This window comes from Citrobacter sp. 172116965 (assembly GCF_013458095.1).
Classification (GTDB): domain Bacteria; phylum Pseudomonadota; class Gammaproteobacteria; order Enterobacterales; family Enterobacteriaceae; genus Citrobacter; species Citrobacter braakii.
In genome coordinates this window covers 2,434,882-2,460,580 of the sequence record NZ_CP046673.1, presented here as the reverse complement: position 1 = coordinate 2,460,580, position 25,699 = coordinate 2,434,882, and the positions used below count along the sequence as shown (strand labels likewise).

The window sequence follows — 25,699 nt, the reverse complement described above, 5'->3', positions numbered from 1 at the left end:
CAAAACTCATCGTCTAAGAACCACCATCAGCGAGCTGACACCAGCACGACCACCAGCGCCATCTTGATGAGGAAGACCACGAGATAGACTTTGTGTAGGTCCATGTGTCTACCTCCCACCATTGATATACTACCATACCTGAAATAAGGCCAAGACCCGAAGGTCCTGACCAGTTGTTAGCTCTTACGGATTAGTGCGGTCCCAGACGAGACGCTGTACGACAAACAGCAGAGCGTTAACACTGCCCGTCCCCATCTTAATGGTCGCCGCTGGTTCTGCGACTACGTGAACCTTACCGCGAATCTCTAGGTCGTGGGACTGGCTGTTACCATCACGAGACAGGACCACATTGATATGCTCGCCATCAGTACGCAGACAACCGAAGCTCAGCGCAGTGAACCTTTTAGCCAGCATGAAGGCCCCTCGGTCTCGACCATTATAGTAGGCGATGTCAGTTCCCAGCATATCCTTAATTGCGTCTTCACCACCGAAGCCCTTAGACGTAGCCAGTCGACCCAGAGCACGAATCTCGTCCTCGTGCATCAGGATTCCGTAGTCACACAGCGAAGCGCCCATAGAGGACTCGGTATAGGCATACAGTCCATCCAGCAGTGATTCTGCGTAATCAACCATCTTACCAGTGGTCACAGGGACCTCGTGATGTGTCTTCACCAGACGGGAGGTCATCAGCACGTCAACCATCTTGGAGTTGATGGACCGAACGACAGACTCGCAGATGTTCAGGGCGTCCTGTTGAAGTGTGCCAGTCGTGAAGCCAGAGAGGGTCTTAGTGTCCCAGAGCTTGGTTTGATAGCTGACAAGGATTGCTTGCTCAATCGGCTCAACAGTTATCTCAGTCCCAGCCGCAGCAGTAACTACAGCAGGAGCCTTACCACCGCCCATCGGAACGACCACAGAACGGTCAGCCAGAGTATGGGCAATAATCGGGGTCGGTAAACTGTTACGGGTCGGCAGCAGTTCAACCGGGAACGGGATGTTAGACTCTGCGTCCTGAAGTGCTGCATTCAGCATAGCCTTGACGGTCTTGGCTAGCTGAAGCGCGTAGACCTGCGGCTCGGTAGCTGTCTGCTCAGAGACCTGAATGTTGTCAGTGTTGGTGATACGGGCTGGCTCAATGCCGAACTGGAAAGCGTCTTTAATAGTTGTCATGATAATCAATCTCCTTAATCGTAAATACTTGAGGTCCCAGCTTTAAGTCCGGGACCGAATGTGGCTGTGATTACAAGCTGTCCATCCAGTTGTCCATGCCGTCAATCTCCACCAGCTTAGAGGCTCGTGAGCGACCAGTGGAAGACACAGCGTTGCGAATAGAGTCACCATAGGCCTGACGTTCAGCTTTCTGCTGGTCACGCTTCTGGGCCGCTGCGAGTCTCTCTTCTGGGGTCATGTTCAGCTCAGCCATACGCTCAGCCTGAATGCGTACAGTCTCAGCAGCTTCAGCAGCAGCTTTGGTCTTGGCCTGCTGGCGGAGACGATATGCGGACATAAGGTCTTTGCCGAAGAAGTTAGCGATGGTCACGCCAGCCTCAGCGAGGACTTCCAGCAGCTCCATCGGTTCGGCAGCTCGCGGACTAAATCCAGACACATAGCCGGGGATGAGAGTCTTTAACGCCAGTGATAACAGGTATGGCTCACCGTCCAGCTTGCAAGTATTTGCGTAAAGGTCGATGTCGGTGACTTGGAGTTTCCAGTCGTTTTGGTCGAATAACATTGTTAATACTCCTCTTGAGAAGGTTGAGACTATCGGTCGCGCAGGCACAGTTATGCCTACGGTCTCCCCGCATCGGTCATCTCAAAAGGTTTTAAATAGGGTAGTGAGTAGGCGAGCTACTAACGGTTAGGTTTGATCACTCTGAACGATCAATTGAAGACATTACGATTGGAACAAACGATCAATAGGTATGTGGTTATTTGCTAAGCTGCGACAACCTTTACAAAGACACTCAGGAATGTTTCATGCCTAAATTAGCTATTAGCTTATTGCTTTACTTAGCCTGCTTTTATGCGGTTGGATACGGCGCTGGATATATAACAGGTGGGATAACTTGGCACACACTGTATATGCTTGAACGCATAATCACCGTAGCCCTACTTGCATTCATTCCAGTGTTTATCTTTGCGGTTTTAATAAACTCACCTAGAAGACAAGGAATAATGAAATCACTTTCAGTCGCAGCAATTAATATCATCCCTTCGGCTATCGCATTACTTATAGGATTTACTGACGCAGTGACCAGAAAGTTTCTTACTTACTTTCTCGGTTAACTGACATATTGCGAATGACCAACTGTTCTATTAGCTCATTACGAGAATAAAATGGTCGGTCATTCGTAGCCTCTTTATCTACACCAAGCATCGACAATAGAATAGAAGTGGGAAGACCCCGGTAACGCAGGGTTAATTTACCGCTAGGTGTGCGCGGGTCAATCATCTCAGAGTCCCTCCAGCTTGCCGGATTGGGCCTGCTTCAGGAGGTGCTCTTGCTTCTGCTGGTCGGTGCCAGTAAAGGCAATAAGGATGCCTCTCAGTTTATCGACTGTCGCAGGCTTACCGAAGACCTCAAGCCCCTTAGGGTTGAACCGGAAGTTAAAACCACCTGCTGAGAACTTCTGGTCAGATGGCTTAAGGATACGAAAGCAGTCGGAATACTTCGGATTTACAGACCACTCGTTACTGATTGGGTTCTTACGAAATAGACCACGATGCTGAAGAAGTGCGGTCATTAGCTTCTGAGCGGGTAGACCATAGGTTTTGCAGTAGTCGCCCCAAGTCACGCCTCGACGGTTAGCAGACTGAGTGGCTGCTCGCGTCTTCTGGTCTTCCAGTTGAAGGACTCGACGCTCTAACGTCTGAATATGGTCGTAACACTTGGCGCGGAGGTGAACGGAATAGCCAGCGACCAGAATAAAAGTATGCTTACGGTCGAGACGATACAGCGGCTGCTGTTTTCCCTGCGCGTTTAGATAGACATCTTCAGTCACCCCGATATGACTGCTCAGTTTTGAGCACTGCTCAGTTTTGAGGACGTTAAGCTCCTCAGCCATATTGCGAATATCACGCAGGACATTTCGGTGCTCCTTGCCTGTCAGCTCCGCAATTTCAACTGAGGTCATGGACACAAGCTGGTCGAGGTTAATGATGCTGATTTCTTGTTGGGACATTTACGTGTACTCCTTTTGTTTGCACCCTGAAGTCGCACCCCACTGACCTACTCAAGCCCCCACGTAAAGGGAGACCAGCAGGCAACAGGACGCAAACAGAATGACTTGGGGTAATTGTGATGTGGTCTGCGATGACCAGTAGTGATAAAGGTGCAAGACAGCATGTCCGACGTCCAGATGGTGAGCGGCGATAGACCCAAGTCATAATGAAGACACGAGAACGCTAACGGGCTGGGAGTCTGACAGAGGCTGTCTTGCTAGCCTTGGTATGGAGAAAGACTTAATGTCGGGAGAGCTTCCGCATAACTTGACGCATCAAGGCCAGAGGCGGAATGTATGGTCCCTATAGTGATAGCTAAGGGTCCAGTCCCTATAGTGAGGGTATAAGATTTGCTACCTGATAAGGCCATAATCTGACCTCCAGTTAGACCCGAAGCATGGAGACCACATCATAGCGACCATAGTTTACTTCGGGCTGACAGGACTGCAGGCTGGACTTAAAGTTCTCTTTATTGGAATTGTGATAACACAATCCATAACAAGATAAACTCATGGTCTCTCCAGCCTGCTGGTCAGGACTCAAAGTCCAACCTCAGACACCACTACTGGTCTAACCTCTTTGAGTTTCCGCCTGTCCACAAATGGATGGCAGACCTCAGCAATGATGTCTTGGTTCTTCACAATCTCGCACACCGATGGTCTCATAGACGGAAGTTCCGCTGAGGTCTGATGTTCTCCGCCTGTCAAAGGAGAGAGATAGCTACGTTAAAAGAGAATGGTCTCAGGCCAAGGTGATTTAACACTAGGCGTCTGCGGATGGTTTCCAATCGGGTCCGCTGCCGGAAGCCTGAGACTAAATGAATGTGTGTATGGGTCGAGGGCTAGGGGCCCCCTATAGTGATAGTTTAGTCCCCTTCCCTATAGTGAGGGTATAATGCCCGCTAATTGTAACACTTGTAAACTATATCAATTATAATATTTCGCAGAACCATATCTATTCTCAAAATGCTAGTTAAGCCCCTACGTTCAGGCGCTAGGCCACATTGACACCCCACTGACGCCGAAAGCTAACATCAGGTTTCTACGCTCGGCTGCCGGGAGGTCCTCTTCAGAAGGCCTGTAACCGTTATCATAAATCTCATGGTCAATATGCTTTGCCATCTCAATGTATTTCTTAAGGAGGTCGGCAGTTAATCCCCGGAATTGTTCGGAGTTTACCGCCAAGACACCTCTTGCAATATCGTCTTGGTTATCCAAATAATCCGCTGAGAAATTAAAGCTGGAAGTGTACGAATCGCCGTGAGCAATTGCATCTCTTACCTCAAGACACTCTTTGATAATTTGATAAGGTTTTGTCCCCATATAATTAGTAAAGCCGCACAATTTTAACGTTTTCTTGTGCATTGTCTTTCTGCACTCTGGTTTCGTCTTATCGTAACCGGGGTCAACCTGTTTTCTATAGAAGATGAACATAGCCTCAATAGCAAAGGCAGTGAATATGATACCTGTACGATAATGGTGCTCACGCTCCCACTCCTCGGTCGCCAGACCTGCTAACCCCAAACAGGTTTCAGCAGTAATCATACATTCATATGACGGCTTATTTTCTTTACGGACTTTAAACTCTTTAACCATTACGATTCTCCACTCACATCCCTACCAGTGCCAGATTTAGCGCATCAGCCAGACGTCCAACCGCGTGCCCCTTCCCGTACAGGTCGTAAGTGATTGACTGCGAGCTATGACCCAAGATGCCCTGAGCGTCAACCAGATTGACACCACGCTCTTTCATGCGGGTCGCCAGCCAATGCCTCAGACTATGAAGTGAGACGTTATCAGCGTCTGGCAGGGCCTCAGTCAGGACCCTTGAGTTAAACCAGCTAGAGTAGGCGCTCGGTGTCATCCCGAAGAGAGGACCATCATCAGGCTGAGTGTCTACCCACTGCTGGAAAGACTCAAGGTCGAACCCATAGGCACCACTGGTCAGCGGTACAAGTCGGACTGAATGCTTGTTCTTTACGGACTTCCCGTCCCCATCTTCATTAATGTCGATACAAACCATATCGTCGATAGTAACAATGTCACGTTTAGTCAGGTGGCAGACCTCAGCAGACCGAGCGCCCGTGACCACAGAGACCAAAGTCGCCCATCTGCGAGCCTCAGAGGTCGTGTGAGCGGTGTGTCGTGTGAACTGATACTCAGCCTCTACCCGGACAAGAAGTCTCTCCAGCTCCTCGTCAGTGAATGCTCTACGCTTCGAGTCGACATCCTTGGTCAGCTTCATGCGCTCAATCGGATTGCGGCCCTCAAGTTGCCCATTCATCAGACCATAATCAAGACACATCTTCGCCTTGGTCAGCAGCTTGTTAATCGTCGATGGTCTCACCTCAGCAGACAGCATAGCGTCCCTCACTGCCAGCCACTCAGAGCGGGACATCAGGTCCATGCCAGAAGTAAGGAACCGGGAGACGGTATTCAGTGAGGACGACAGGTCCTTGTAGCTGGATGACTTCAAGGTCTGGACCTTCTCAGCCAGCAGTGAGGACACAAGCTCAGAAAAACTACAGATAGCGACCTCAGGTTGGCGCTCCTGCGTGAATACTTCTGGGCTGCCCCCCTGCTCGTTACTCAGAATTGCCGTAGAGTCACCTATAGTTGAGTAACCTGTATGGTTATTCATCACAATATCAATCAGACCGGAGGTATCCCCAGTGTCTACGCGCTGCTGCGCTGCGGTCAGGACTTCCAGCGCCAACCTTATGCCCTTCTGCTGGTCAACACTCAGCGCCTGCGTTGCGGCTAGCTCCCTCAGGTTCGACTTCTCGTCGACCAGAGTAGCAACATCTACCCCATTCCAATAATCATCACTAGCGTCTGTCAGGAACTGCTCAGCCATAGACCTCAGGTGGGCTGTAAGAGCCCGTAGTGAGACTTCCGGCTTATCCAACATGAATGCTTTAGCTGTAGCGGCTAACTCTTTCTGACGCATGACGGCGACTCTCCTGTCTGTATTGCGGGTCGATACTGAAAGAAATGGCTTGGTGTCCCCTTTAAGCCGTAGACGGATAGTATACCGACCGTTAGCTCTGCGGACTATCTGAGGCACTGCAAGGTCCTTGATTTGTGTCAGCCTTGTGTCAGGACTTGGGGTGTAACCTTGCCCATACAGATAGGGAGACCCTAGCAAACAACTGGATGGATATACAGTATTATCATGATTAATGTCAGTCATATCAAGACCTTAAGTAGCGTTAAGTCAACTACTTCAAGTCCGTCCATCCGTCTGACAATGGAGTCCATCTGGAACTACGCGGGCAACACCATCACCAATCAGCACTCAGATATCAATAAAACGCATGAGATCCTTCAGGACGACACGAAATGCGAAATGATTGTGGTCATTGAAAACTTCATGACCTCTTCGGCCAAATATGCCGATATTCTGCTGCCTGATTTAATGACCGTCGAACAGGAAGACATCATTCCTAACGATTATGCAGGCAACATGGGTTACCTCATTTTTATTCAACCCGCGACGTCGCCTAAGTTCGAGCGCAAACCGATCTACTGGATAATGAGTGAAGTCGCAAAACGTCTTGGCGATGATGTCTATCAACGGTTTACTGAAGGCCGTACCCAGGAGCAGTGGCTTCAGTATTTGTATGCAAAAATGCTGGCTAAAGACCCCGCGCTCCCGACTTATGACGAGCTGAAAAAATGGGGATCTATAAACGCAAAGATCCTAACGGACACTTTGTCGCCTATAGAAAATTCCGCGAGGATCCACAGACCAACCCGCTCAAAACGCCGTCTGGCAAGATTGAAATATACTCCAGCCGACTGGCGAAAATTGCCAGTACATGGGAACTGCAAAAGGACGAAGTAATCAGTCCGCTTCCCGTTTATGCATCCACATTTGAAGGCTGGGATGACCCGAAACGCAGTTCATTCCCGCTGCAGATGTTTGGTTTCCACTACAAATCCCGCACCCACTCCAGCTACGGCAATATAGATGTTCTCCAGGCGTCCTGTCGTCAGGAAGTATGGATAAATCCCATCGATGCCCAAAAACGGGGGATTGCAAATGGCGATATGGTGCGAGTCTTTAACGATCGCGGTGAACTGCGTATCCCAGCAAAAGTAACGCCACGAATTTTGCCCGGAGTAAGCGCAATGGGCCAGGGTGCATGGCACGATGCCGATATGGCTGGCGATAAGATTGACCATGGCGCCTGCGTCAATACGCTGACAACTCAGCGCCCGTCGCCGCTGGCAAAAGGCAACCCACAGCATACTAACCTGGTCGAGATCGAGAAGGCATAAGGACTAACCCATGACAACTCAGTATGGATTTTTTATTGATTCCAGCCGTTGCACGGGGTGTAAAACCTGCGAGCTGGCCTGCAAAGATTACAAGGATCTCACTCCCGACGTCAGTTTCCGGCGTATTTACGAATACGCTGGAGGCGACTGGCTGGAAGATAACGGCGTCTGGCAACAGAATGTCTTCGCCTATTACCTCTCCATTGCCTGTAACCACTGCGAAGATCCGGCCTGCACCAAGGTTTGCCCCAGCGGCGCTATGCATAAGCGTGAAGATGGTTTTGTGGTGGTGGATGAAGACGTATGCATAGGCTGTCGCTACTGCCACATGGCCTGCCCTTACGGCGCACCGCAGTACAATGCCGCCAAAGGTCATATGACCAAGTGCGATGGCTGTCATGACCGCGTGGCCGACGGCAAAAAGCCCATCTGCGTCGAGTCCTGTCCGCTGCGCGCGCTGGACTTTGGTCCAATTGATGAGCTGCGCAAAAAGCACGGTGAACTGGCGGCGGTCGCTCCGCTGCCAGGTGCGCACTTCACCAAACCGAACATTGTGATCAAACCCAACGCCAATAGCCGCCCGACCGGGGATACCACGGGTTATCTGGCGAATCCGCAGGAGGTGTAACATGGGCAATGGATGGCATGAATGGCCGCTGGTCCTGTTTACGGTGCTGGGCCAGTGCGTGGCCGGAGCGCTGATAGTGAGTGGCTATGGCTGGCTGACCGCTAAAGACGAGGTGGCAAAACAACGTATCGTGCGCAGCATGTTTTTTCTGTGGCTGGTGATGGGCATCGCCTTTCTCGCCTCGGTAATGCACCTGGGTTCGCCACTGCGCGCCTTTAACTCGCTGAACAGAGTTGGCGCATCTGCGCTGAGTAACGAAATCGCCAGTGGTTCACTGTTTTTCGCCGTCGGTGGCCTGTGGTGGCTGGTGGCGTTTCTCGGTAAAATGCCCGCAGTGTTAGGTAAAATCTGGCTGCTGGTGGGCATGCTGCTGGGTCTGGTATTTATGCTGGCGATGACCAGCGTCTACCAGATAGACACTGTCCCGACCTGGTATAACGGCTACACTACGGTGGCATTTTTTATGACGATGTTGCTGAGCGGACCGCTGTTTGCCGCCCTGCTGCTGCGTGCTGCGGGTGTTTCCTTTGGCACCGCCAGATTCGCCTACGTAAGCGTTTTGGCCCTACTGGTGATCGTGGCGGTTATTGTTCTGCAGGGGCTGTCTCTCGGCGGGATCCACAGTTCGGTGCAATCCGCCAGCGCGCTGGTTCCCGACTACGGAAGCTTGCAGGTCTGGCGCATCATTCTGCTAGCCGCCGGTCTGGGCTGCTGGATATGCCCGCTGATCCGTCGTAAAGCACCATCCGTCGGCGGCCTGGCGCTGGGCTTGGTGTTAGTCCTCGCCGGTGAAATCATTGGCCGCGGATTGTTTTACGGTTTACATATGACAGTCGGAATGGCTGTTGCAGGTTAACTTTCGGGTGCGGGGCAACCCGCACTGTTCAGGATTGTTTGCATGACCCATTTTTCGCAAGGTGACAACTTTTCTACCGCGGCGCGCGTACTCGGCGCACTGTTTTACTATGCGCCAGATAGCGCGGAAGCCACTGCATTAGTCAGCGCGTTAAGAGCCGATGGCTGGCAGGCGCAGTGGCCGCTCGATCAGGCAATGCTTTTCCCGCTGGCTGCACGGCTACAAGCCGAGGTCGATGAGCCTCTCCCGCAGGCCTGGCAACGCCTGTTTGTCGGTCCATATGCGCTACCCTCTCCGCCCTGGGGATCCGTCTGGCTGGATCGTGAAAACGTGTTGTTTGGCGACTCTACGCTGGCACTCCGTCAGTGGATGCGGGACAACGGCATCCAGTTTGCCATGCAGCAAAATGAGCCAGAAGATCACTTTGGTTCACTGCTGTTGCTGACGGCCTGGCTTGCTGAAAATGAACGCCACACCGAGTGCGAACAACTACTGGCCTGGCATCTGTTCCCGTGGTCATCCCGCTTCCTTGATGTGTTTATCGAAAAAGCTGATCACCCGTTTTACCAGGCGCTGGGGGAGCTGGCCCGTCTGACGCTGGCGCAATGGCAGTCGCAGTTACTGATCCCGATAGCCGATAAGCCACTTTTCCGTTAGTTTCATCACAGGCAGGATGTGTCCTGCCTGTGTAGCATCCTGTTGCGCACGCTGAGCTTTTGCTTCTGTTGCCAAATAGCCGCAAAATAAAGCGTCTGAAATTTCCTGTCTGGCCACTCATGCATCATTTACATGCTTATCCTGACCTGCGCGCCATGTTCCGCCGCCTGCTGATTGCTGCGCTGATTGGTATCCTTGCTGCGTTGGCCGTCGCAGGATTTCGCCACGCCATGCTCCTTCTTGAATGGTTGTTCCTGAGCAATGACACAGGGAGTCTGGTCAACGCGGCAACAAACCTTTCCCCTGTAAGACGCATGCTGACACCTGCGTTAGGAGGGCTGGCGGCGGGTTTGCTGCTTTGGGGATGGCAAACGTTCAACCGGTTACGCCCGCAGGCTCCCACTGATTACATGGAAGCCTTGCAAACTAACGGACAATTTGACGTCAGTGCAAGCCTGGTGAAATCGCTTGCCTCGTTACTGGTCGTCTCCAGCGGGAGTGCCATCGGGCGCGAAGGTGCCATGATTTTACTGGCAGCGCTGGCAGCCTCCAGCTTTGCTCAACGCTTCACCCCGCGCACAGAATGGAAGTTATGGATTGCCTGCGGAGCCGCTGCGGGTATGGCCGGAGCGTATCATGCCCCACTGGCGGGCAGTCTATTTATTGCTGAAGTGTTGTTTGGCACGTTGATCCTCGCGTCACTGGGACCGGTGGTGGTATCCGCCGTCGTCGCCTTGCTCACCACCAATATGCTGAGCGCCAGCAATGCGCTGCTGTATGCCGTGCACTTCACACGGGAACTGCATGCGCTGGAATACGTCATGATCATCAGCACCGGTCTGGCTGCCGGCGTTTGCGGACCGCTATTCATGTGGTTGATGACCGCCAGCCATAATGGGTTTTTGCGCTTAAAACTCTCGCCCCCGTGGCAACTGGCGCTCGGCGGGCTGATCGTTGGCCTGCTGTCATTGCTCACGCCTGCGGTCTGGGGTAACGGCTACAGCGTGGTGCAGTCATATTTACTCTCCCCACCGCTGCTGGCCGTGGTGAGCGGGATCTTCATCTGCAAATTACTGGCGGTGCTTGCCAGCAGTGGTTCCGGTGCGCCTGGCGGTGTGTTTACGCCAACGCTGTTTGTCGGTCTTTCGGTGGGTATGCTGCTGGGACGAGTGTGGGGATTATGGCTTCCGGGTCCGGATGAGATTGCCATTCTGCTGGGATTAACGGGGATGGCCACGCTGCTGGCAGCGACCACGCATGCGCCAATAATGTCGACACTGATGGTTTGTGAAATGACCGGGGAGTATCGTCTGCTCCCCGGATTGCTGATTGCCTGTGTGGTGGCGTCTGTGCTGTCGCGAACGTTACGCCAGGACTCTATCTACCGACAACACGCTGCCGAGCATTGACAGACGGATGTACTGAGACAGCTCGCGCTGCTCTGCACGAGGCAGATAAGGCAGTTCACCGATCAGCGGTGCGGGTAATTTTTTGCCCAGCACATCAATGATTTCCGCATAATGCGCTAGCCCCGGGTTGATTCGGTTCGCGACCCAGCCAATCAAAGGCAGTCCGTCGCTGGCAATCGCCTGCGCGGTGAGAATGGCATGATTAATACAGCCTTCCTGGATACCCACCACCATCAGCACCGGCAGTTGTTCCTGCACCACCCATTCAGATAACGGACGCAGATCGTTCATCAGGCTCCGCCAGCCTCCGGTGCCTTCCACAACTACGTGATCCACTTTTTCGCTGAGGCTTGCGAGGCCGTTGGATAACAGGGTGTAATTGACCGGACCACTATGCGCTACGCTGCTTTCATCCTCACTCAACGCAATCGGGTTGACCGCCTCGTAGGGCAGTTCGATAGTGGAGACGCTTTGCAGCACCAGCGCATCTTTGTTGCGCAGACCTTCAGGTGTCTCTTTGCTTCCTTTGGCCACGGGTTTGTAGCCCGCAACGCTTTTACCCCCTGACGCTAACGCTTGTAGTAATGCGCGGGAAACCACGGTCTTCCCAACAGAAGTGTCTGTACCTGTAATAAAGAAACGCTTCAGCATCACTAACTCCACCGTTATGCTTTGAAAATATAAGTCAGGAAAATAATACAGTGGAGAAAGTCTAAGGTATGACGACGAGAATCGGCTTGAGATAGCGCAATTTTTCGTACAACAGTTAAAAAATGTTAACCCTGTAATAGACGAATCAACAAAGAACCGTTATACATCGCGTCCTTCACGAGCGCCGCCCCTGCCATCGTCCCTTGATTGGTGAACTGCGTACTTTCGACGACAATATGCTGACTGTAGGCCGGGAGCGCTTGCTGACGAATGCTGTCAGCAATAGTGGGAAACAAAATATCCGCCGCTTTACTGAGCGGAGAACCAATCAATATCTTTTGCGGGTTGAACAAATTCACCATGATGGCCAAAATCCGTCCAACATGGGTCCCGACGCCGCTAATGATATCTTTCGCCAATAAATCCCCCTGCATCGCCGCCAGACACAGCGCGTCTACCGTTAACGGTTGCCCGTGTAGAGAAGAACTCATCGACTGCTTCAAGCGTACCTGTGCCAGTTCGAGCACGCTGTCGACGCTGGCGATCGTTTCCAGGCAACCATGGTTGCCGCAATAACAGTGTTTGCCGTAGGGGTCCACCTGGGTATGACCAATTTCCACCAGGCTACTGCTGCCGGCATGCAGTAGATGACCGTCGGTGATTACTCCGGCCCCCACGTTATGATCGATCACCACCTGAATGACGTCGCGCGCGCCGCGCGATGCGCCAAAAAGCGCCTCGGCCATAGTCCAGGCGCTGATATCGTGCTGAATATAGACCGGCACGCCGGTATGATTTTCAAGCGCTTCACCCAGCGGCATCTCTTTGACATCGTCGTAGAATGGCATGCGATGAACGATACCGTTTTCAGTATCAATAATGCCGGGTAAGGTAATGGCGATGGAGGTTAAGCGCTCCAGCTTTTGCTGGTGGCGGATGAAAAACTGATCGACCTGGGTAATAACGCGTTCCAGCAATGGTGTTTCACTGACCAGCGCCATTTCAAGACAATCTTCAACCACCAGTTTGCTGCTTAGATCGCGCAGCGCCAGAAAGATCTCGCCGCGACTGATACGAATGGATAAATAGTGCCAGGCTTCCGTTTCCACAACCAGCCCAACGGCCGGACGTCCACGGCTGCCCGCTTCCTTGATTTCCAACTCTTGCACCAGGTGCGCTTCGAGCATTTCGCGGACAATTTTAGTAATACTGGCAGGCGCCAATTGTGCCAGGCGAGAGAGATCAATACGCGATACCGGACCCAGCTGATCAATCAGGCGATAAACCGCGCCCGCATTGGTCTGCTTAATTTGATCGATATGCCCAGGCTGACTATCAGCAACCACCACTTACTCCCTTTATTTTCGCGCTCCGAAATAATCTGCGGGCTATGGTGAAGCACTTCAATGGCTTCCGTCAACTTTTTACTTAGCCTTGTGATTTACTGCACATTTTCGCCCATTTTTAAACTAAATTAATCGCCTGAACGGCCGCCAACAGTTGCTCGCGAAAGCGTTGCGCGGCGTGACTTTGCTCATGATGTTTTGGCCACACCAGCCACATTTCCGAAACGGCATCGTCTTCCGCTATCGGGATCCAACACATTTCATACAATTGCACCCGTTTAAAGGAAGCGGGAAGAATGGAAACACCTAATCCTGCGGCCACCAGCCCGATGATAGTCATCGCCTCGCCAACCTCCTGAGTGATAGTCGGCTTCAGTCCATAGCGACGCATGAGGCCAAGAATATCGTCATACAACCCCGTCCCCACATGCGGATCAAAAAAGACAAATGGCTCATTGGCCAACTCCGCCAATGTGACCACCGGCTTTTGCGCCAGCGGATGCGCGCGCGGGATCATCGCCATCAGCGGCTCATGCAGAATGATTTCACGCTCCAGCGTTTCCGGAAGCTGCGTGTTGCGCAGAAGTCCCAAATCCAGCGTTCCTTCATTGAGCGGGGCAATTTGCTCGCGCGTGTTCATTTCACGGGTTTGCATATGTACAGCGGGGTAGCTCTGGCGAAAGAGGGATAACGTATCTGAAACCGCTTTGATAAACGGTGCCGATGACGTAAAGCCGATACGCAATTCCCCCGCTTCACCCAGATGCAGACGCTCAGCCCTGGCAGCGGCCTCATTAACCAGCCCCAGGATCTGCCGACTGTCTGCCAGAAACTGCTTTCCGGCTGAGGTCAGCGCCACGCTGCGGTTAGTGCGCGCCAGAAGTCGGGCGCCGACCTGCTGCTCGAGGATCTGGATTTGCTGGCTCAGCGGCGGTTGCGAAATATTCAGCCGTGCCGCCGCCCGGCCAAAATGCAATTCTTCGGCAACCGCTACAAAGTAACGTAAATGACGCAGCTCGATATTCATATTTTTAAAATATCATTTGAGATTATTAATATATTAGACAGAATAATGCGATTTTCATACTCTTAAAGCTAGTCATGTAGAGGTAATTGATTGAGCAAGGATTTCAAGTGAGCCGTACAACAACTGTCGATACCGCGCCGACAAGCAATGTTGATGAACAGAGAGTTACCCCGCCGGATAGTTTTATCAAACGCGGAACATCCCCATTTATGCGCGTCACGCTGGCGCTGTTTTCGGCCGGGCTGGCGACATTTGCTCTCCTCTATTGCGTGCAACCCATACTGCCAGTGCTCTCGCACGAGTTTGGGGTCTCTCCCGCCAGCAGCAGTATTTCGCTTTCCATCTCAACGGCGATGCTCGCGATCGGTTTACTGTTTACCGGTCCACTTTCCGATGCGATAGGCCGCAAGCCGGTGATGGTTACCGCCCTACTGCTCGCGTCCTGTTGTACATTGCTTTCGACGATGATGACCAGCTGGCACGGTATTTTAATCATGCGTGCGCTGATAGGTCTTTCGCTCAGCGGCGTGGCGGCAGTGGGAATGACCTATCTGAGCGAGGAAATACATCCCAGCTTCGTCGCCTTCTCAATGGGCTTATATATCAGCGGTAACTCGATTGGTGGTATGAGTGGCCGTTTGATAAGCGGCGTGTTTACCGACTTTTTTAACTGGCGTATCGCGCTGGCGGCGATCGGTTGTTTTGCCCTCGCCTCCGCGCTGATGTTCTGGAAAATCTTGCCGGAATCTCGTCATTTCAGACCAACGTCGCTGCGACCGAAAACGCTGTTTATCAACTTTCGTTTGCACTGGCGCGACAGAGGGTTGCCGCTGCTGTTTGCGGAAGGTTTTTTACTGATGGGGTCGTTTGTCACGCTGTTTAATTACATCGGCTACCGTCTGATGCTCTCGCCGTGGGAACTCAGCCAGGCGGTTGTCGGTCTGTTGTCCGTGGCCTATCTGACCGGGACCTGGAGCTCACCGAAAGCGGGGTCGATGACCACCCGCTATGGACGTGGTCCGGTAATGCTCTTTTCAACCGGCGTGATGCTAGTTGGACTGTTGATGACCCTGTTCACGTCGCTGTGGCTGATCTTCGCCGGGATGCTGCTCTTTTCAGCCGGGTTCTTTGCCGCGCACTCCGTGGCAAGCAGTTGGATTGGACCACGGGCAAAACGCGCTAAAGGCCAGGCATCTTCCCTGTATCTGTTCAGCTATTATCTGGGTTCCAGTATTGCCGGTACGCTGGGTGGCGTATTCTGGCACAGCTACGGCTGGAACGGCGTGGGCGGATTTATCGCTCTGATGCTGGTGCTGGCGTTGCTGGTCGGTGCACGTCTGCACCATCGTCTGCACGTATAATCCACGATGCCCGGGTTCCGGGCATCACCTTCATCAACCAGGCTGTAACGTCTGAGCCCCCATTTGCAGGGCAATAACCGTCCCGTTCATCGCTATATGGAGTATAACCGGCATCAACAGGCCGTTGCTTTTCAGTCTGGCGATGATCAAAACCTGCGACACAAGAAACAGCATCAGCAACGTGCGCAGATCCACATACTGGGTATGCATGATGGCAAAAATGACCGATACCACCACCGACGACAGCCAGGTTTTATTATTGAACCAATACTGGAATGCATTGAATAAACAGCCCCTGAAAACAATCTCTTCATACACTGGCGCAATAAATATCAGGGTCAGAGTGGATAACCACAGCGCGTAGCTGTTTAGGGATATCTGGCTGGTTACCCACGCTTCGGTTTGTCTGAGGCCCAGAAACCATGGCAGGATAAGCTGAATAAACAGCAGCGCCACGAACAAAATGACAAACCATCTGGCGTTGAAAATTCCCTTTCCCAGCCCCTCTCTTTTTCTAAAGAAGAAGTAATACAGCGGGACCAGCACAACAAATTCCAGCGCAAACAGCAGCGGAAAAAGTAGCCCTTTGGCAAGCAGAACCTGGCTGGCGGGGAAAAACAACGGAAGAAACGTGAGGCCAAACATCAGCAAAAACATGGTAAAACAGCCAGCAACCGCTTGGGTCCTGACGATATACAGGTTGTCGGCATCCAGTGACATACGATCTCCTTGCGCTTATCAAAGATAACTTGATGAATTATCAATATATGATAAAAATTCTCATTATCACTGACAACCTACCAACTTTTACGCAATGCCCACGATTTACAACGCGTATAGCGTTACAGACTCTTTTCAGCGGAACATTCTCATCAGCTACTCAGTGGGGATTCCGCCAGCGGCAACGAAAAACGGAAACAGGCCCCTGCCGTCGAATTAATCAGGCGGATATCTCCCCCATGCAGTTCGAGCATTCTGCGCACGATCAGTAAGCCCAGACCACCACGCTCAGCCCGCTGCTCACGGGGTAGTAACGCCGTCGGGCGCTGAAATAATACTTCGCGAACAGCCTCTTCGACGCCAGGCCCGCTGTCCTGCACTTCTGCTAACAAGCGGTCTTCCTCACGCCAGACTTTTAACCACACTTCGCCCCCGTCAGGCGTATGACGGATAGCGTTATCCAGCAAATTCGTGACGATTCTTTCCATCATCGATAAATCGGCATTCACCAGCGGTAACGGACCAATTACGTCAAGGTGCAACTGCAAATGACGCGTGGCAACGGGTAGATCAAATTTCTGTGCCACATCCTGGATCAGCTCGCCAATAGCAAAACGTTCACGCTGTGGTTTTATGCCGCCATGCTCAAGTCTCGCCAGCTCAAAAAGCTGTTGTGACAGATGGCGAACCTTATGCCCCTGGCGCAGTGCAATGCTTAGATAATGCCGATTTTCCTCCGGCGTCATCGTATCGGCTTTCAGTGACAGCATTTCCAGATACCCCAGCAGTGAAGTGAGCGGCGTACGTAAATCGTGCGAAATATTAGCGATAAACTCTCTGCGCTGACGATCGCTGTCAGCTAATAAATCCCATTGGTGAGCAATTTTCTGTGCTAACTCAATAAATGCATTGTTCAGCAACGCAATTTCATTCGCCGGAGTTAAATCGGGCTTTTTATGCGCCAGCTGTTTGATGACGCTAATGCTGTCCTGCTCCAGATTAACCACCTGACCGGTCAGCCTTTTCACCGGATTCGTCACCCATCTCCACACCAGGTACCCCGCGATTGCACCGGCTAATAAAACCAGTATTAACGTCCCGGTCACGGTGTTCCAAAGCGTTTTTTGCCAGGCGGTATTCGCCAGCATATTGAGATCTTCGCCCTGGAGAATAATGTACAAATAGCCATGCAGCTTGCCATTAAATAAAACTGGCGCGGCGCTGAATACCTTTTGCTGGCTGCTGCGCGGATCATTGCCATAAACGGGCAGCTCGTCCGAATTAAGGAAAACCTGGATCGGCTGTACGCTAATGTTCTGGCGCTGAATATGCCCAGGCGGAGCGGCATCAGCAAGTATCTCGCCTGACGGTGAAACCAGATACAGCTCCACGCTAGGGTTGAGCGTCATCAGGTGATTAAACAGTCCTTTTAAGGTCTGCCGATCAACCTGCCCGCTGGCATCAATAAGCGACTCACTTTTGACAATTTTGCTTGCCAATTCCAGCGAGAGCCTTTGCACCATGGCGTCGCCATACTGTTTACTGCTGCGGATCTGGACAACGCTGACCGCAACCGCGCAAATCAACATAATAGCGGTAAAGACCAGGGTCAGACGCTGGCTCAGCGACAATCGATAAATCATGGTTGATGCTCCGCGTTAACCGCAGCAAGCTTATAGCCTCGTCCCCAAACGGTAAGAATAATTTCCGGCTCCGCAGCATCTTTTTCAATTTTGGTGCGCAGGCGATTAATATGACTGTTCACCGTATGCTCATATCCTTCGTGCTGGTAGCCCCACACCTGGTCTAACAACGCCTGACGCGAAAAGACCTCCCCGGGATGGCGGGCGAAAAAATAGAGCAGATCGAATTCACGCGGCGTTAAATCGAGGGATTTACCCTGCAGGCGGACTTCCCGGGCTAATGGATCAATCTCCACACCATGGACGGTGATAATCCCCGCCTCCATACGCAGGTTCTGACTCATCGCCTCCTGACGGCGAAACAACGCCTTCACCCGGGCCATCAATTCCAGCACCGAGAAAGGTTTGGCTAAATAATCATCAGCGCCCATTTCCAGCCCCAGTACGCGGTGAGTTTCACTGGTGCGAGCGCTGATAATAATGACAGGTAGATAGAAACTCATTTGCCGAATGCGACGACAAATTTCCAGACCGTCCCCCCCCGGCAGCATTAAATCGAGGATAACGGCATCCCAGACGTGCTTCTCCAGTCGCTCGACCGCTCGTGCCCCATCAGCCTCATGAATAATTTCGTACCCCTCATCCTTCAGGCTAAGTTGCAAAAGTGAGGCAATATCGCTGTCATCTTCCACCAAAAATATCTTTTTTGCGCCTGCCATCAGTGTCATCCCCCTCTCGTCATGCTGAAAGCTTACCTCAGGCAAGGGGCGGAAGTTATCACAAAATTTTTAACTTTTCGTGAGGAATCAGGGATACGCATGCGTCCAGTATGACGTTATAGATAGGTCAGGCATCAACAGGGAAACGTCGATTTGTTTTCCTTAACATGAAAATAAAAAGGAAAAGTTATGCAGAAAAAACATCCACTTCGGGAAGCTGATGTTACCGCCGAGTCCGTTTTTTTTATGCAACGACGACAGATCCTCAAAGCTCTTGGGATAGGTGCGGCGGCGGCTTCGTTCTCTTCCCCGACACAGGCCGGTCTGCTGAATTGGTTTAAAGGCAACGATCGTCCGTCTGCACCGGCGGGCAAACCGCTCGAGTTCACAAAACCCGAGATCTGGCAAAACAATCTTCCCTTGACGCCGGAAGACAAGGTAACGGGCTACAACAATTTCTACGAATTTGGTCTGGATAAAGCCGATCCTGCCGCGAATGCCGGTAGCCTGAAAACCGATCCCTGGACGTTAACCATCAGCGGTGAAGTGAACAACCCTTTAACGTTGGATCATGATGCGCTGACGACTCGTTTTCCATTAGAAGAGCGTATTTACCGGATGCGTTGCGTTGAGGCGTGGTCGATGGTTGTACCGTGGGTCGGCTTTCCTTTGCATAAATTATTGGCGCTGGTTGAACCCACCAGCCACGCCAAATACGTCGCCTTTGAAACACGCTACGCGCCTGATGAAATGCCCGGCCAGAAAGATCGCTTCATTGGTGGCGGGTTGAAGTATCCCTATGTTGAAGGTTTACGTCTGGACGAGGCCATGCACCCGCTTACCCTTCTGACCGTGGGCGTTTATGGCAAAGCGTTGCCGCCGCAAAACGGAGCGCCAATACGCCTGACCGTACCCTGGAAGTACGGCTTCAAGGGAATTAAATCGATAGTCAGTATTAAGCTGACGCGTGAACAGCCGCCGACGACCTGGAATATGTCGGCACCTAACGAATACGGTTTTTACGCCAACGTCAATCCGCAAGTCGATCACCCCCGCTGGTCTCAGGCCACAGAGCGTTTTATCGGTTCGGGTGGCATTCTCGATGTTCAGCGACAGCCCACGTTGCCTTTTAATGGTTATGCCGATGAGGTGGCTTCTTTATATCAGGGCATGGATCTACGGGAGTATTTTTAAGTGAGGTTAACCGCAAAACAGATAACCGGCCTGAAAGTACTGCTGCATCTCGCCGGTTTTTTACCCCTGCTATGGCTCTTCTGGGCCGCACAGCGTGGTGAGTTGGGGGCCGACCCGGGTAAAGATATCCAACACTTTACGGGCATCACCGCGCTGAAGTTTCTGCTTGCTACCCTGCTGGTGTCACCGCTTGCCCGCTACGCAAAGCAGCCGTTGTTGTATCGCACCCGTCGATTATTAGGGTTATGGTGTTTTGCATGGGCCACGCTGCATATGACCAGCTATGCGCTGCTGGAGTTGGGTATACAAAATCTGGGATTATTGGGACGTGAATTGGTTTCACGCCCATGGCTAACGTTGGGCATGACTGGTTGGATAATCTTATTCCTGCTGACGCTGACCTCCACGCAAGCCGCGCAACGTAAAATGGGCAAACGCTGGCAAACATTGCACAACTACGTCTACCTGGCGGCCGTTTTGCTTCCGCTGCATTATCTGTGGTCGGTAAAAGTGTTATCACCGTTCCCCATTATTTATGCCCTCTGTTTTCTCGTGCTACTGGCTTTTCGCTATAAAAAGCTGTTACGCAAAGTCGGGTACAAAGGTGTGTTTATGAAAAGTGAATGAATCACGGTAAACTTCTCACCACACCTAAACAGAACGAGAACAAAAAATGAGTAACAATGATAATTACCATCAGCTCACCCGCACGTTCCAGCGGCTCTCTCGCTTCTCCCACCTCTCGGCAATCGCCAGTTGGGACATGTTTACCATGATGCCATCTGGCGGCAGCAAAGCTCGCGGCGAAGCACTGGCCGAGCTGAGCGTGCTTGAGCACCAGTTGTTAACCGACCCGAAGGTGGCAACGTGGATCGCCGCAGCCCAACAGGAAGACCTTAACGATGTTGAGCAAGCCAACCTGCGCGAAATGTCGCGACTGCATCATCAGGCATCCTTACTACCTGAATCGTTGGTAGAAGCGAAATCACTCGCGGGTAGCCGCTGTGAGCATGCCTGGCGCAGCCAGCGACCAGCCAATGACTGGGAGGGATTTTCCGAAAACCTGAAAGAGGTCGTGAAGCACAGTCGTGAAGAAGCCCGGCTGCGTGCCGAAGCCACAGGCTGTTCGCCGTATGACGCGCTACTGGACATATTCGAACCAGGGATGACCAGTGCCCAATTGGATGTCTTGTTTGCAGACGTTAAGAGCTGGTTACCGGATCTGCTCAACAAGGTGGTGGCAAAGCAGTCTCAGCAGTCGCTCATCGCCCCGGTTGGTCCTTTCCCAACCGCAATCCAGCGAGAGTTGGGCCTTGAAACGATGGCGCAGTTGGGATTCGATTTTACGGCTGGTCGACTGGATATCAGTGCGCACCCCTTCTGTGGTGGCGTACCTGAAGATGTGCGTATCACCACCCGCTATGATGAAAACGAATTACTTAGCGCGCTGTTTGGCGTGATCCATGAAACCGGTCACGCCCGCTATGAGCAAAATCTGCCGCACAGTTGGTCAGGGCAACCTATCGCCCTGGCACGCTCAACCGCCATTCATGAGTCCCAGAGTCTGTTCTTTGAGATGCAACTGGGGCGCAGTAAAGCATTTCTGACGCGGTTAATTCCTGCTGTGACGCGCCACTTTGGCGATCAGGCTGCGTTTGAAGAAAGCAATTTCATCGCCTGGAACCAGCAGGTTAAACCCGGTTTTATCCGTGTTGATGCCGACGAGGTGAGCTATCCTGCTCACGTTATCCTGCGTTATGAAATCGAACGCGCGCTCATTAATGGCGATATTGAAGTGGATGATATCCCGGCATTGTGGAATGAGAAAATGCAGTCCTGGCTGGGACTGTCAACCATCGGCAACTATCGTAACGGTTGTATGCAGGATATTCACTGGACCGACGGCGGCTTTGGCTACTTCCCTTCTTATACTTTAGGCGCCATGTATGCGGCGCAGTTATTCAGTGCCGCTAAGCGCGCATTGCCTGATTTAGAGCAGTCTATTGCGCAAGGTGAGTTTGGTGCCCTGTTTGACTGGTTACGTCAGAATATCTGGCAGCATGGCAGCCGTTTCACCACTGAACAGCTTATTACCCAGGCCACCGGAGAGCCGCTCAGCAGCCGTTATTTCCGCGCTCATCTGGAAGCCCGCTATTTGTAATCTCATACCGTGAGTCATTGTACATATCGTTACACGCCGAAACCAATGACTCACGGAAGCCCTGTGATTACAGCGATATAGTTATTTCAACGGCCCCGCAGTGGGGTTGAATGAAAAACCAAATCGAGGGTATGAGAATGAAAAAAGTATTAGCTCTGGTTGTTGCCGCTGCTATGGGTCTGTCTTCTGCTGCATTTGCTGCTGAAACAACTGCTACCACCGCTCCGGCTGCTGCTGCAACCACCAAAGCAGCTCCGGCAAAAACCACTCATCATAAAAAACAGCACAAAGCAGCGCCGCAGAAAGCGCAGGCTGCCAAGAAACACGCTAAAAAATCCACCACAAAACCGGCTGTAGAACAGAAAGCGCCAGAGCAGAAAGCTCAGGCTGCTAAAAAACACACCAAAAAAGCAGCGACCAAACCCGCTGCAGAACAAAAAGCACCAGAGCAGAAAGCTCAGGCAGCTAAAAAACACACCAAAAAAGCCGTAAAACACGACACCGCTAAACCCGCTGCTCAGCCAGCTGCATAACACATTTGTAGTTACTATGGCGTCCCCCACGCCATAGCATACGGCGCTAAATCGACCTGATTTAGCGCCGCCTTTTGGAGGGTAAAATGGTGTCACATTATCGCTTTGAGTTCATTCTTATTACCCTGATAATTTGCGCCCTCATTGCCATGCATTTTTATCTTTCCTGAGTGTAGTTATCTGATTTTACTCCCACTTTCCCGCCGTCCCGTCTATAGTATTAACTGAGGGTTTGCTGTTAAAAATCATAATTCCCCACCAGAGTGTGATATGCATAAAACCATTGCTGTGTTACTGGGTTCAATTTGTTTACTTCCTGTCGTTGCGCATGCGGACCAGCCTGCAACGGCCAGCGCTGAAGCTGAAAACGTAAAAACGCTGTTTTTTGGTCATGACGATCGCATAAAAGTTACTGACCCAACGCAATCTCCTTGGGACGCTATCGGGCAACTGGAAACCGCCAGCGGTAACCTGTGTACCGCCACGCTCATATCACCACGTCTGGCACTGACTGCCGGACACTGCTTACTCACCCCCCCGAAAGGCAAGCCGGATAAAGCCGTGGCATTACGCTTCGTGTCGAAAAAGGGTGTCTGGCGCTACGAGATCCACGGCATTGAAGGACGGGTAGATCCCTCGCTCGGAAAACGTTTAAAAGCCGATGGCGATGGCTGGATTGTGCCGTCTTCCGCTGCCCCGTGGGATTTTGGTCTGGTGGTGCTGCGTTACCCACCTTCTGGCATCACACCGCTGCCATTATTTGAAGGTGATAAAGCGGCATTAACCGCGGCGCTGAAAACCGCAGATCGTAAAGTTACGCAGTCGGGCTACCCGGAAGATCATCTCGATGATTTGTACACGCATCAGGATTGCGTGGTGACCGGTTGGGCACAGAATACCGTCTTGTCGCATCAGTGCGACACACTCCCGGGCGACAGCGGTTCACCATTAATGTTGAAGACAGATACTGGCTGGCAGTTGATTGGCGTACAAAGCTCCGCTCCGGCGGCGAAAGATCGCTGGCGGGCCGATAATCGCGCCATATCCGTGACCGGTTTTCGCGATAAGCTGGATGAGTTGGCGAAGGAATAACCTATGCTGCCCGTAGTAACGGGCAGCACTGAGATCAGGCAAGTTTAATCATTACCATTCCGGCAAGCAGCAGCGCCACACCGATCCAACCTTTATGATTCAGGCGCTGACCAAACAATACCCAACCTGCCGCTAACGTCGCGGCAATCCCGAAGCCGCCCCACAAGGCGTAGGCAACAGAAAGGTCGATACCTTTTACCGCCTGGGACAGCGCGCTAAAGGCCGCTAACACGGCTACCAGCGACAGCACGCCATAAGTCTTGCGGCGAAACCCATCTGAAAATTTCAAAAAGACGTTAGCGACGATTTCGAGCACAATGGCTATGCCAAGCCATGCGCCGTGAACCCACTCAAACTGCTGCATGGCTCACCTCTCTGCCCGCCTTTGTCGGTTTTCGTGTACCGGATTTAATCAGCACAATACCTAACACCAGCGAGACCAGTCCAGCCACCTTCATCGTGGACAAGGTTTCGTCAAATAACAGCACGCTGAACAGCGTAATAAATAAAATACCGATACCTTCCCATAAGGCATAGGCCACACCAAGGGCAATTTTTTTAACGGCAAAACTGAGAAAAATATACGATAAGGCAATCATTACCAGCATTAAAATAAAGCCCGAATTACCATGACCGACACTTGCCCATTTCATTGACAGCGTACCAGTAATTTCAGCCGCGATGGCCAGACCTAATAATATCCAGTAAAACATAATGCTTCTCCTGCTTGAGAATATAGTCCTTTGGGCCTACTGCATGCAGTAAACCAAAAAATAAAATTAGTTAGCTCAGCGCACAGCGCCAGCTCAGGCAGAAGAAGGGACTAAAGCGCGTTGCGCCAGTGTTGCTCACCCGCAAGCAAGAAAGTGGAGGAGGTACGAAGAAGTGAAGGTAAACGCAAAAACATCCTGAACATATTGTCCATAATATTACAATTATCCGCAGTGTTGCTTCTCATCATCGCGGATGATAATTGTCCTCGGTAGTTAAACACAGATGATTTGTACCATAGCTTCAATGCGAACTCAAAGTCTTTTCACTTCTTTACCTGCCCCATTTGATTTTTGTTATAACGGCTCGACGCAAATCACATTATTATTCAGATTCAAAAATGAAAAATGCAGGAATACACATGGCGAAACCGATCATCACGCTTAACGGCCTAAAAATAGTCATTATGCTGGGCATGCTGGTTATCATCCTGAGCGGCATCCGCGTTGCCGCAGATATCATCGTCCCATTTATTCTGGCGTTATTTATTGCCGTCGTGCTTAACCCCGTGGTGCAGCGGATGGTCAAACTTCGCATACCGCGCGTAATAGCGGTATCATTGCTCATTGTTATTATTGTGATGCTAATGGTGTTGCTATTAGCGTATTTAGGTACATCCTTAAATGAGCTTGCGCGAACGCTGCCGCAGTATCGCTCTTCACTGGTTATCCCACTCAAAAACCTTGAGCCGTGGTTACAGCGCGTAGGGATCGGCGTTTCCGTGGATGAACTCGTCAAATATATCGACCCGAACGCGGCAATGACGCTGGTGACCAATTTACTGGCGCAGTTGTCTAATGCCATGTCTTCGATATTTTTACTGCTGTTGACGGTGGTTTTTATGCTGCTGGAAGTACCGCAGTTACCCAACAAACTCAAACAAATGATGAGCCGTCCCATTGAGGGAATGGCGGCGATTCAACGCGCCATCGACAGCGTTTCCCACTATCTGGTGCTCAAAACGGCGATCAGCATTGTGACCGGGCTGGTGGCCTGGGGCATGCTCGCCGCACTCGACGTGCGTTTCGCTTTTGTCTGGGGACTGCTGGCGTTTGCGCTCAACTATATTCCTAATATCGGTTCGGTGCTGGCCGCCATTCCCCCTATTGCTCAGGTGCTGGTATTTAGCGGCCTTTATGACGCCCTGGTGGTTTTCGCAGGTTATCTGGTCATTAACCTGGTGTTCGGGAATATCCTCGAACCGCGGATCATGGGACGTGGACTTGGGTTGTCTACGCTGGTGGTGTTTCTGTCGTTAATCTTCTGGGGCTGGTTACTGGGGCCTGTCGGGATGCTGCTTTCTGTACCGCTGACCATCATCGTGAAAATCGCGCTTGAGCAAACCAACGGCGGTCAAAGCATTGCCGTGTTGCTGAGCGATCTCAATAAAGAGTGAATTCGCCCCGCCATTGCGGGCATTTTTATC

At 51.7% G+C, this 25,699-nt stretch carries 26 protein-coding genes and 1 pseudogene; 13 read left to right on the top strand and 14 right to left on the bottom strand.

Annotated elements, in window-relative coordinates; translation table 11 throughout:
• Nucleotides 1–183: 183 nt before the first annotated feature.
• Entirely contained in the window at nt 184–1,170 is a 987-nt protein-coding gene (locus GPJ68_RS11830; protein ID WP_180837373.1) for a hypothetical protein, read from the bottom strand.
• Between the two features lie 70 nt (nt 1,171–1,240).
• The gene (locus tag GPJ68_RS11825) at nt 1,241–1,732 is read right to left on the bottom strand and encodes a hypothetical protein (protein ID WP_180837371.1); all 492 of its coding nucleotides are present in this window, start codon (nt 1,730–1,732) and stop codon (nt 1,241–1,243) included.
• 245 nt (nt 1,733–1,977) lie between these two features.
• Between GPJ68_RS11825 and GPJ68_RS11820 the strand changes: the two genes are divergently transcribed.
• Nucleotides 1,978–2,286, top strand: a complete 309-nt coding sequence (locus GPJ68_RS11820) for a hypothetical protein (RefSeq protein WP_180837369.1) — start codon at nt 1,978–1,980, stop codon at nt 2,284–2,286.
• Here the strand turns inward: GPJ68_RS11820 and GPJ68_RS25145 are convergent.
• From GPJ68_RS25145 to GPJ68_RS11805, 4 genes are all read right to left on the bottom strand, one after another.
• Entirely contained in the window at nt 2,267–2,452 is a 186-nt protein-coding gene (locus GPJ68_RS25145) for a hypothetical protein (protein ID WP_255489765.1), read from the bottom strand. The genes GPJ68_RS11820 and GPJ68_RS25145 overlap by 20 nt on opposite strands.
• A gap of 1 nt (nt 2,453) precedes the next feature.
• Nucleotides 2,454–3,182 carry a Rha family transcriptional regulator gene (locus GPJ68_RS11815; protein ID WP_180837367.1) on the bottom strand — a complete coding sequence of 243 codons (729 nt, stop codon included), beginning with the start codon at nt 3,180–3,182 and terminating at the stop codon, nt 2,454–2,456.
• Between the two features lie 1,026 nt (nt 3,183–4,208).
• On the bottom strand, nt 4,209–4,817 hold the full coding sequence (locus GPJ68_RS11810) for a hypothetical protein (RefSeq protein WP_180837366.1): 609 nt from the start codon (nt 4,815–4,817) through the stop codon (nt 4,209–4,211).
• Between the two features lie 13 nt (nt 4,818–4,830).
• Nucleotides 4,831–6,171, bottom strand: a complete 1,341-nt coding sequence (locus GPJ68_RS11805) for a site-specific integrase (protein ID WP_255489759.1) — start codon at nt 6,169–6,171, stop codon at nt 4,831–4,833.
• 309 nt (nt 6,172–6,480) lie between these two features.
• On the opposite strand from GPJ68_RS11805, the pseudogene GPJ68_RS11800 reads away from it, so the two are divergent.
• The 5 genes and pseudogenes from GPJ68_RS11800 to clcB all read left to right on the top strand — a co-directional run.
• A pseudogene (locus tag GPJ68_RS11800) lies at nt 6,481–7,505 on the top strand (molybdopterin dinucleotide binding domain-containing protein); the annotation flags it as partial.
• A gap of 10 nt (nt 7,506–7,515) precedes the next feature.
• On the top strand, nt 7,516–8,133 hold the full coding sequence (locus GPJ68_RS11795; RefSeq protein WP_047417533.1) for a DMSO/selenate family reductase complex B subunit: 618 nt from the start codon (nt 7,516–7,518) through the stop codon (nt 8,131–8,133).
• A 1-nt stretch (nt 8,134) separates the two neighbouring features.
• A complete protein-coding gene (locus GPJ68_RS11790; protein ID WP_104651630.1) occupies nt 8,135–8,989 on the top strand; it encodes a dimethyl sulfoxide reductase anchor subunit family protein in 855 nt (284 codons plus the stop codon).
• 42 nt (nt 8,990–9,031) lie between these two features.
• Nucleotides 9,032–9,646, top strand: a complete 615-nt coding sequence (gene dmsD, locus GPJ68_RS11785; RefSeq protein WP_019076764.1) for a Tat proofreading chaperone DmsD — start codon at nt 9,032–9,034, stop codon at nt 9,644–9,646.
• A 119-nt stretch (nt 9,647–9,765) separates the two neighbouring features.
• Nucleotides 9,766–11,055, top strand: coding sequence for a voltage-gated ClC-type chloride channel ClcB (clcB, locus tag GPJ68_RS11780; RefSeq protein ID WP_049281797.1), 1,290 nt, complete (start codon nt 9,766–9,768; stop codon nt 11,053–11,055).
• Here clcB and bioD read toward each other — a convergent pair.
• The 3 genes from bioD to GPJ68_RS11765 form a co-directional block, all read right to left on the bottom strand.
• The gene (bioD, locus tag GPJ68_RS11775) at nt 11,011–11,706 is read right to left on the bottom strand and encodes a dethiobiotin synthase (protein ID WP_016153046.1); all 696 of its coding nucleotides are present in this window, start codon (nt 11,704–11,706) and stop codon (nt 11,011–11,013) included. The two genes, clcB and bioD, sit on opposite strands and share 45 nt — an antisense overlap.
• Nucleotides 11,707–11,831: 125 nt before the next feature.
• A complete protein-coding gene (gene mlc / locus GPJ68_RS11770; protein WP_104651637.1) occupies nt 11,832–13,052 on the bottom strand; it encodes a sugar metabolism global transcriptional regulator Mlc in 1,221 nt (406 codons plus the stop codon).
• Between the two features lie 118 nt (nt 13,053–13,170).
• Nucleotides 13,171–14,079 (bottom strand): LysR family transcriptional regulator, encoded by a 909-nt coding sequence (locus GPJ68_RS11765; RefSeq protein WP_047358410.1) that lies wholly within the window; start codon nt 14,077–14,079, stop codon nt 13,171–13,173.
• A 107-nt stretch (nt 14,080–14,186) separates the two neighbouring features.
• On the opposite strand from GPJ68_RS11765, the gene GPJ68_RS11760 reads away from it, so the two are divergent.
• The gene (locus tag GPJ68_RS11760) at nt 14,187–15,440 is read left to right on the top strand and encodes an MFS transporter (RefSeq protein WP_049268644.1); all 1,254 of its coding nucleotides are present in this window, start codon (nt 14,187–14,189) and stop codon (nt 15,438–15,440) included.
• A gap of 33 nt (nt 15,441–15,473) precedes the next feature.
• Here the strand turns inward: GPJ68_RS11760 and GPJ68_RS11755 are convergent, their stop codons facing one another.
• From GPJ68_RS11755 to GPJ68_RS11745, 3 genes are all read right to left on the bottom strand, one after another.
• Nucleotides 15,474–16,160, bottom strand: coding sequence for a CPBP family intramembrane glutamic endopeptidase (locus GPJ68_RS11755; RefSeq protein ID WP_104651631.1), 687 nt, complete (start codon nt 16,158–16,160; stop codon nt 15,474–15,476).
• Between the two features lie 152 nt (nt 16,161–16,312).
• On the bottom strand, nt 16,313–17,803 hold the full coding sequence (locus tag GPJ68_RS11750; protein ID WP_104651632.1) for an ATP-binding protein: 1,491 nt from the start codon (nt 17,801–17,803) through the stop codon (nt 16,313–16,315).
• Nucleotides 17,800–18,522, bottom strand: a complete 723-nt coding sequence (locus GPJ68_RS11745) for a response regulator transcription factor (RefSeq protein WP_104651633.1) — start codon at nt 18,520–18,522, stop codon at nt 17,800–17,802. The genes GPJ68_RS11750 and GPJ68_RS11745 overlap by 4 nt, the downstream gene beginning before the upstream one ends.
• Before the next feature lie 189 nt (nt 18,523–18,711).
• On the opposite strand from GPJ68_RS11745, the gene msrP reads away from it, so the two are divergent.
• The 5 genes from msrP to GPJ68_RS11720 all read left to right on the top strand — a co-directional run bounded on the left by msrP (nt 18,712) and on the right by GPJ68_RS11720 (nt 23,502).
• The gene (msrP, locus tag GPJ68_RS11740; protein ID WP_104651634.1) at nt 18,712–19,716 is read left to right on the top strand and encodes a protein-methionine-sulfoxide reductase catalytic subunit MsrP; all 1,005 of its coding nucleotides are present in this window, start codon (nt 18,712–18,714) and stop codon (nt 19,714–19,716) included.
• Nucleotides 19,717–20,343, top strand: a complete 627-nt coding sequence (gene msrQ, locus GPJ68_RS11735; protein ID WP_016153038.1) for a protein-methionine-sulfoxide reductase heme-binding subunit MsrQ — start codon at nt 19,717–19,719, stop codon at nt 20,341–20,343.
• Nucleotides 20,344–20,389: 46 nt separating this feature from the next.
• On the top strand, nt 20,390–21,877 hold the full coding sequence (locus tag GPJ68_RS11730; RefSeq protein WP_016156460.1) for a carboxypeptidase M32: 1,488 nt from the start codon (nt 20,390–20,392) through the stop codon (nt 21,875–21,877).
• A gap of 137 nt (nt 21,878–22,014) precedes the next feature.
• Nucleotides 22,015–22,410 carry an acid resistance repetitive basic protein Asr gene (gene asr / locus GPJ68_RS11725; protein WP_003028934.1) on the top strand — a complete coding sequence of 132 codons (396 nt, stop codon included), beginning with the start codon at nt 22,015–22,017 and terminating at the stop codon, nt 22,408–22,410.
• 270 nt (nt 22,411–22,680) lie between these two features.
• Complete coding sequence (locus GPJ68_RS11720) at nt 22,681–23,502, top strand: serine protease (protein ID WP_104651635.1); 822 nt, start codon at nt 22,681–22,683, stop codon at nt 23,500–23,502.
• Nucleotides 23,503–23,536: 34 nt separating this feature from the next.
• On the opposite strand, the gene mdtI is transcribed toward GPJ68_RS11720, so the two are convergent.
• Nucleotides 23,537–23,866 (bottom strand): multidrug/spermidine efflux SMR transporter subunit MdtI, encoded by a 330-nt coding sequence (mdtI, locus tag GPJ68_RS11715; protein ID WP_065554463.1) that lies wholly within the window; start codon nt 23,864–23,866, stop codon nt 23,537–23,539.
• Nucleotides 23,853–24,218, bottom strand: a complete 366-nt coding sequence (mdtJ, locus tag GPJ68_RS11710) for a multidrug/spermidine efflux SMR transporter subunit MdtJ (RefSeq protein ID WP_161623250.1) — start codon at nt 24,216–24,218, stop codon at nt 23,853–23,855. Before mdtJ ends, mdtI begins: the two co-directional genes overlap by 14 nt.
• Before the next feature lie 416 nt (nt 24,219–24,634).
• On the opposite strand from mdtJ, the gene GPJ68_RS11705 reads away from it, so the two are divergent.
• Complete coding sequence (locus GPJ68_RS11705) at nt 24,635–25,669, top strand: AI-2E family transporter (protein ID WP_065554464.1); 1,035 nt, start codon at nt 24,635–24,637, stop codon at nt 25,667–25,669.
• Nucleotides 25,670–25,699 lie beyond the last annotated feature (30 nt).

Excerpts from the sequence above, each read along its gene's own strand:
- GPJ68_RS11830 (WP_180837373.1), bottom strand. The coding sequence starts at position 1,170 with ATGACAACTATTAAAGACGCTTTCCAGTTCGGCATTGAGCCAGCCCGT.
- GPJ68_RS11825 (WP_180837371.1), bottom strand. The coding sequence starts at position 1,732 with ATGTTATTCGACCAAAACGACTGGAAACTCCAAGTCACCGACATCGAC.
- GPJ68_RS11820 (WP_180837369.1), top strand. The coding sequence starts at position 1,978 with ATGCCTAAATTAGCTATTAGCTTATTGCTTTACTTAGCCTGCTTTTAT.
- GPJ68_RS25145 (WP_255489765.1), bottom strand. The coding sequence starts at position 2,452 with ATGATTGACCCGCGCACACCTAGCGGTAAATTAACCCTGCGTTACCGG.
- GPJ68_RS11815 (WP_180837367.1), bottom strand. The coding sequence starts at position 3,182 with ATGTCCCAACAAGAAATCAGCATCATTAACCTCGACCAGCTTGTGTCC.
- GPJ68_RS11810 (WP_180837366.1), bottom strand. The coding sequence starts at position 4,817 with ATGGTTAAAGAGTTTAAAGTCCGTAAAGAAAATAAGCCGTCATATGAA.
- GPJ68_RS11805 (WP_255489759.1), bottom strand. The coding sequence starts at position 6,171 with ATGCGTCAGAAAGAGTTAGCCGCTACAGCTAAAGCATTCATGTTGGAT.
- GPJ68_RS11795 (WP_047417533.1), top strand. The coding sequence starts at position 7,516 with ATGACAACTCAGTATGGATTTTTTATTGATTCCAGCCGTTGCACGGGG.
- GPJ68_RS11790 (WP_104651630.1), top strand. The coding sequence starts at position 8,135 with ATGGGCAATGGATGGCATGAATGGCCGCTGGTCCTGTTTACGGTGCTG.
- dmsD (WP_019076764.1), top strand. The coding sequence starts at position 9,032 with ATGACCCATTTTTCGCAAGGTGACAACTTTTCTACCGCGGCGCGCGTA.
- clcB (WP_049281797.1), top strand. The coding sequence starts at position 9,766 with ATGCATCATTTACATGCTTATCCTGACCTGCGCGCCATGTTCCGCCGC.
- bioD (WP_016153046.1), bottom strand. The coding sequence starts at position 11,706 with ATGCTGAAGCGTTTCTTTATTACAGGTACAGACACTTCTGTTGGGAAG.
- GPJ68_RS11765 (WP_047358410.1), bottom strand. The coding sequence starts at position 14,079 with ATGAATATCGAGCTGCGTCATTTACGTTACTTTGTAGCGGTTGCCGAA.
- GPJ68_RS11755 (WP_104651631.1), bottom strand. The coding sequence starts at position 16,160 with ATGTCACTGGATGCCGACAACCTGTATATCGTCAGGACCCAAGCGGTT.
- GPJ68_RS11750 (WP_104651632.1), bottom strand. The coding sequence starts at position 17,803 with ATGATTTATCGATTGTCGCTGAGCCAGCGTCTGACCCTGGTCTTTACC.
- GPJ68_RS11745 (WP_104651633.1), bottom strand. The coding sequence starts at position 18,522 with ATGGCAGGCGCAAAAAAGATATTTTTGGTGGAAGATGACAGCGATATT.
- msrP (WP_104651634.1), top strand. The coding sequence starts at position 18,712 with ATGCAGAAAAAACATCCACTTCGGGAAGCTGATGTTACCGCCGAGTCC.
- GPJ68_RS11730 (WP_016156460.1), top strand. The coding sequence starts at position 20,390 with ATGAGTAACAATGATAATTACCATCAGCTCACCCGCACGTTCCAGCGG.
- asr (WP_003028934.1), top strand. The coding sequence starts at position 22,015 with ATGAAAAAAGTATTAGCTCTGGTTGTTGCCGCTGCTATGGGTCTGTCT.
- GPJ68_RS11720 (WP_104651635.1), top strand. The coding sequence starts at position 22,681 with ATGCATAAAACCATTGCTGTGTTACTGGGTTCAATTTGTTTACTTCCT.
- mdtI (WP_065554463.1), bottom strand. The coding sequence starts at position 23,866 with ATGCAGCAGTTTGAGTGGGTTCACGGCGCATGGCTTGGCATAGCCATT.
- GPJ68_RS11705 (WP_065554464.1), top strand. The coding sequence starts at position 24,635 with ATGGCGAAACCGATCATCACGCTTAACGGCCTAAAAATAGTCATTATG.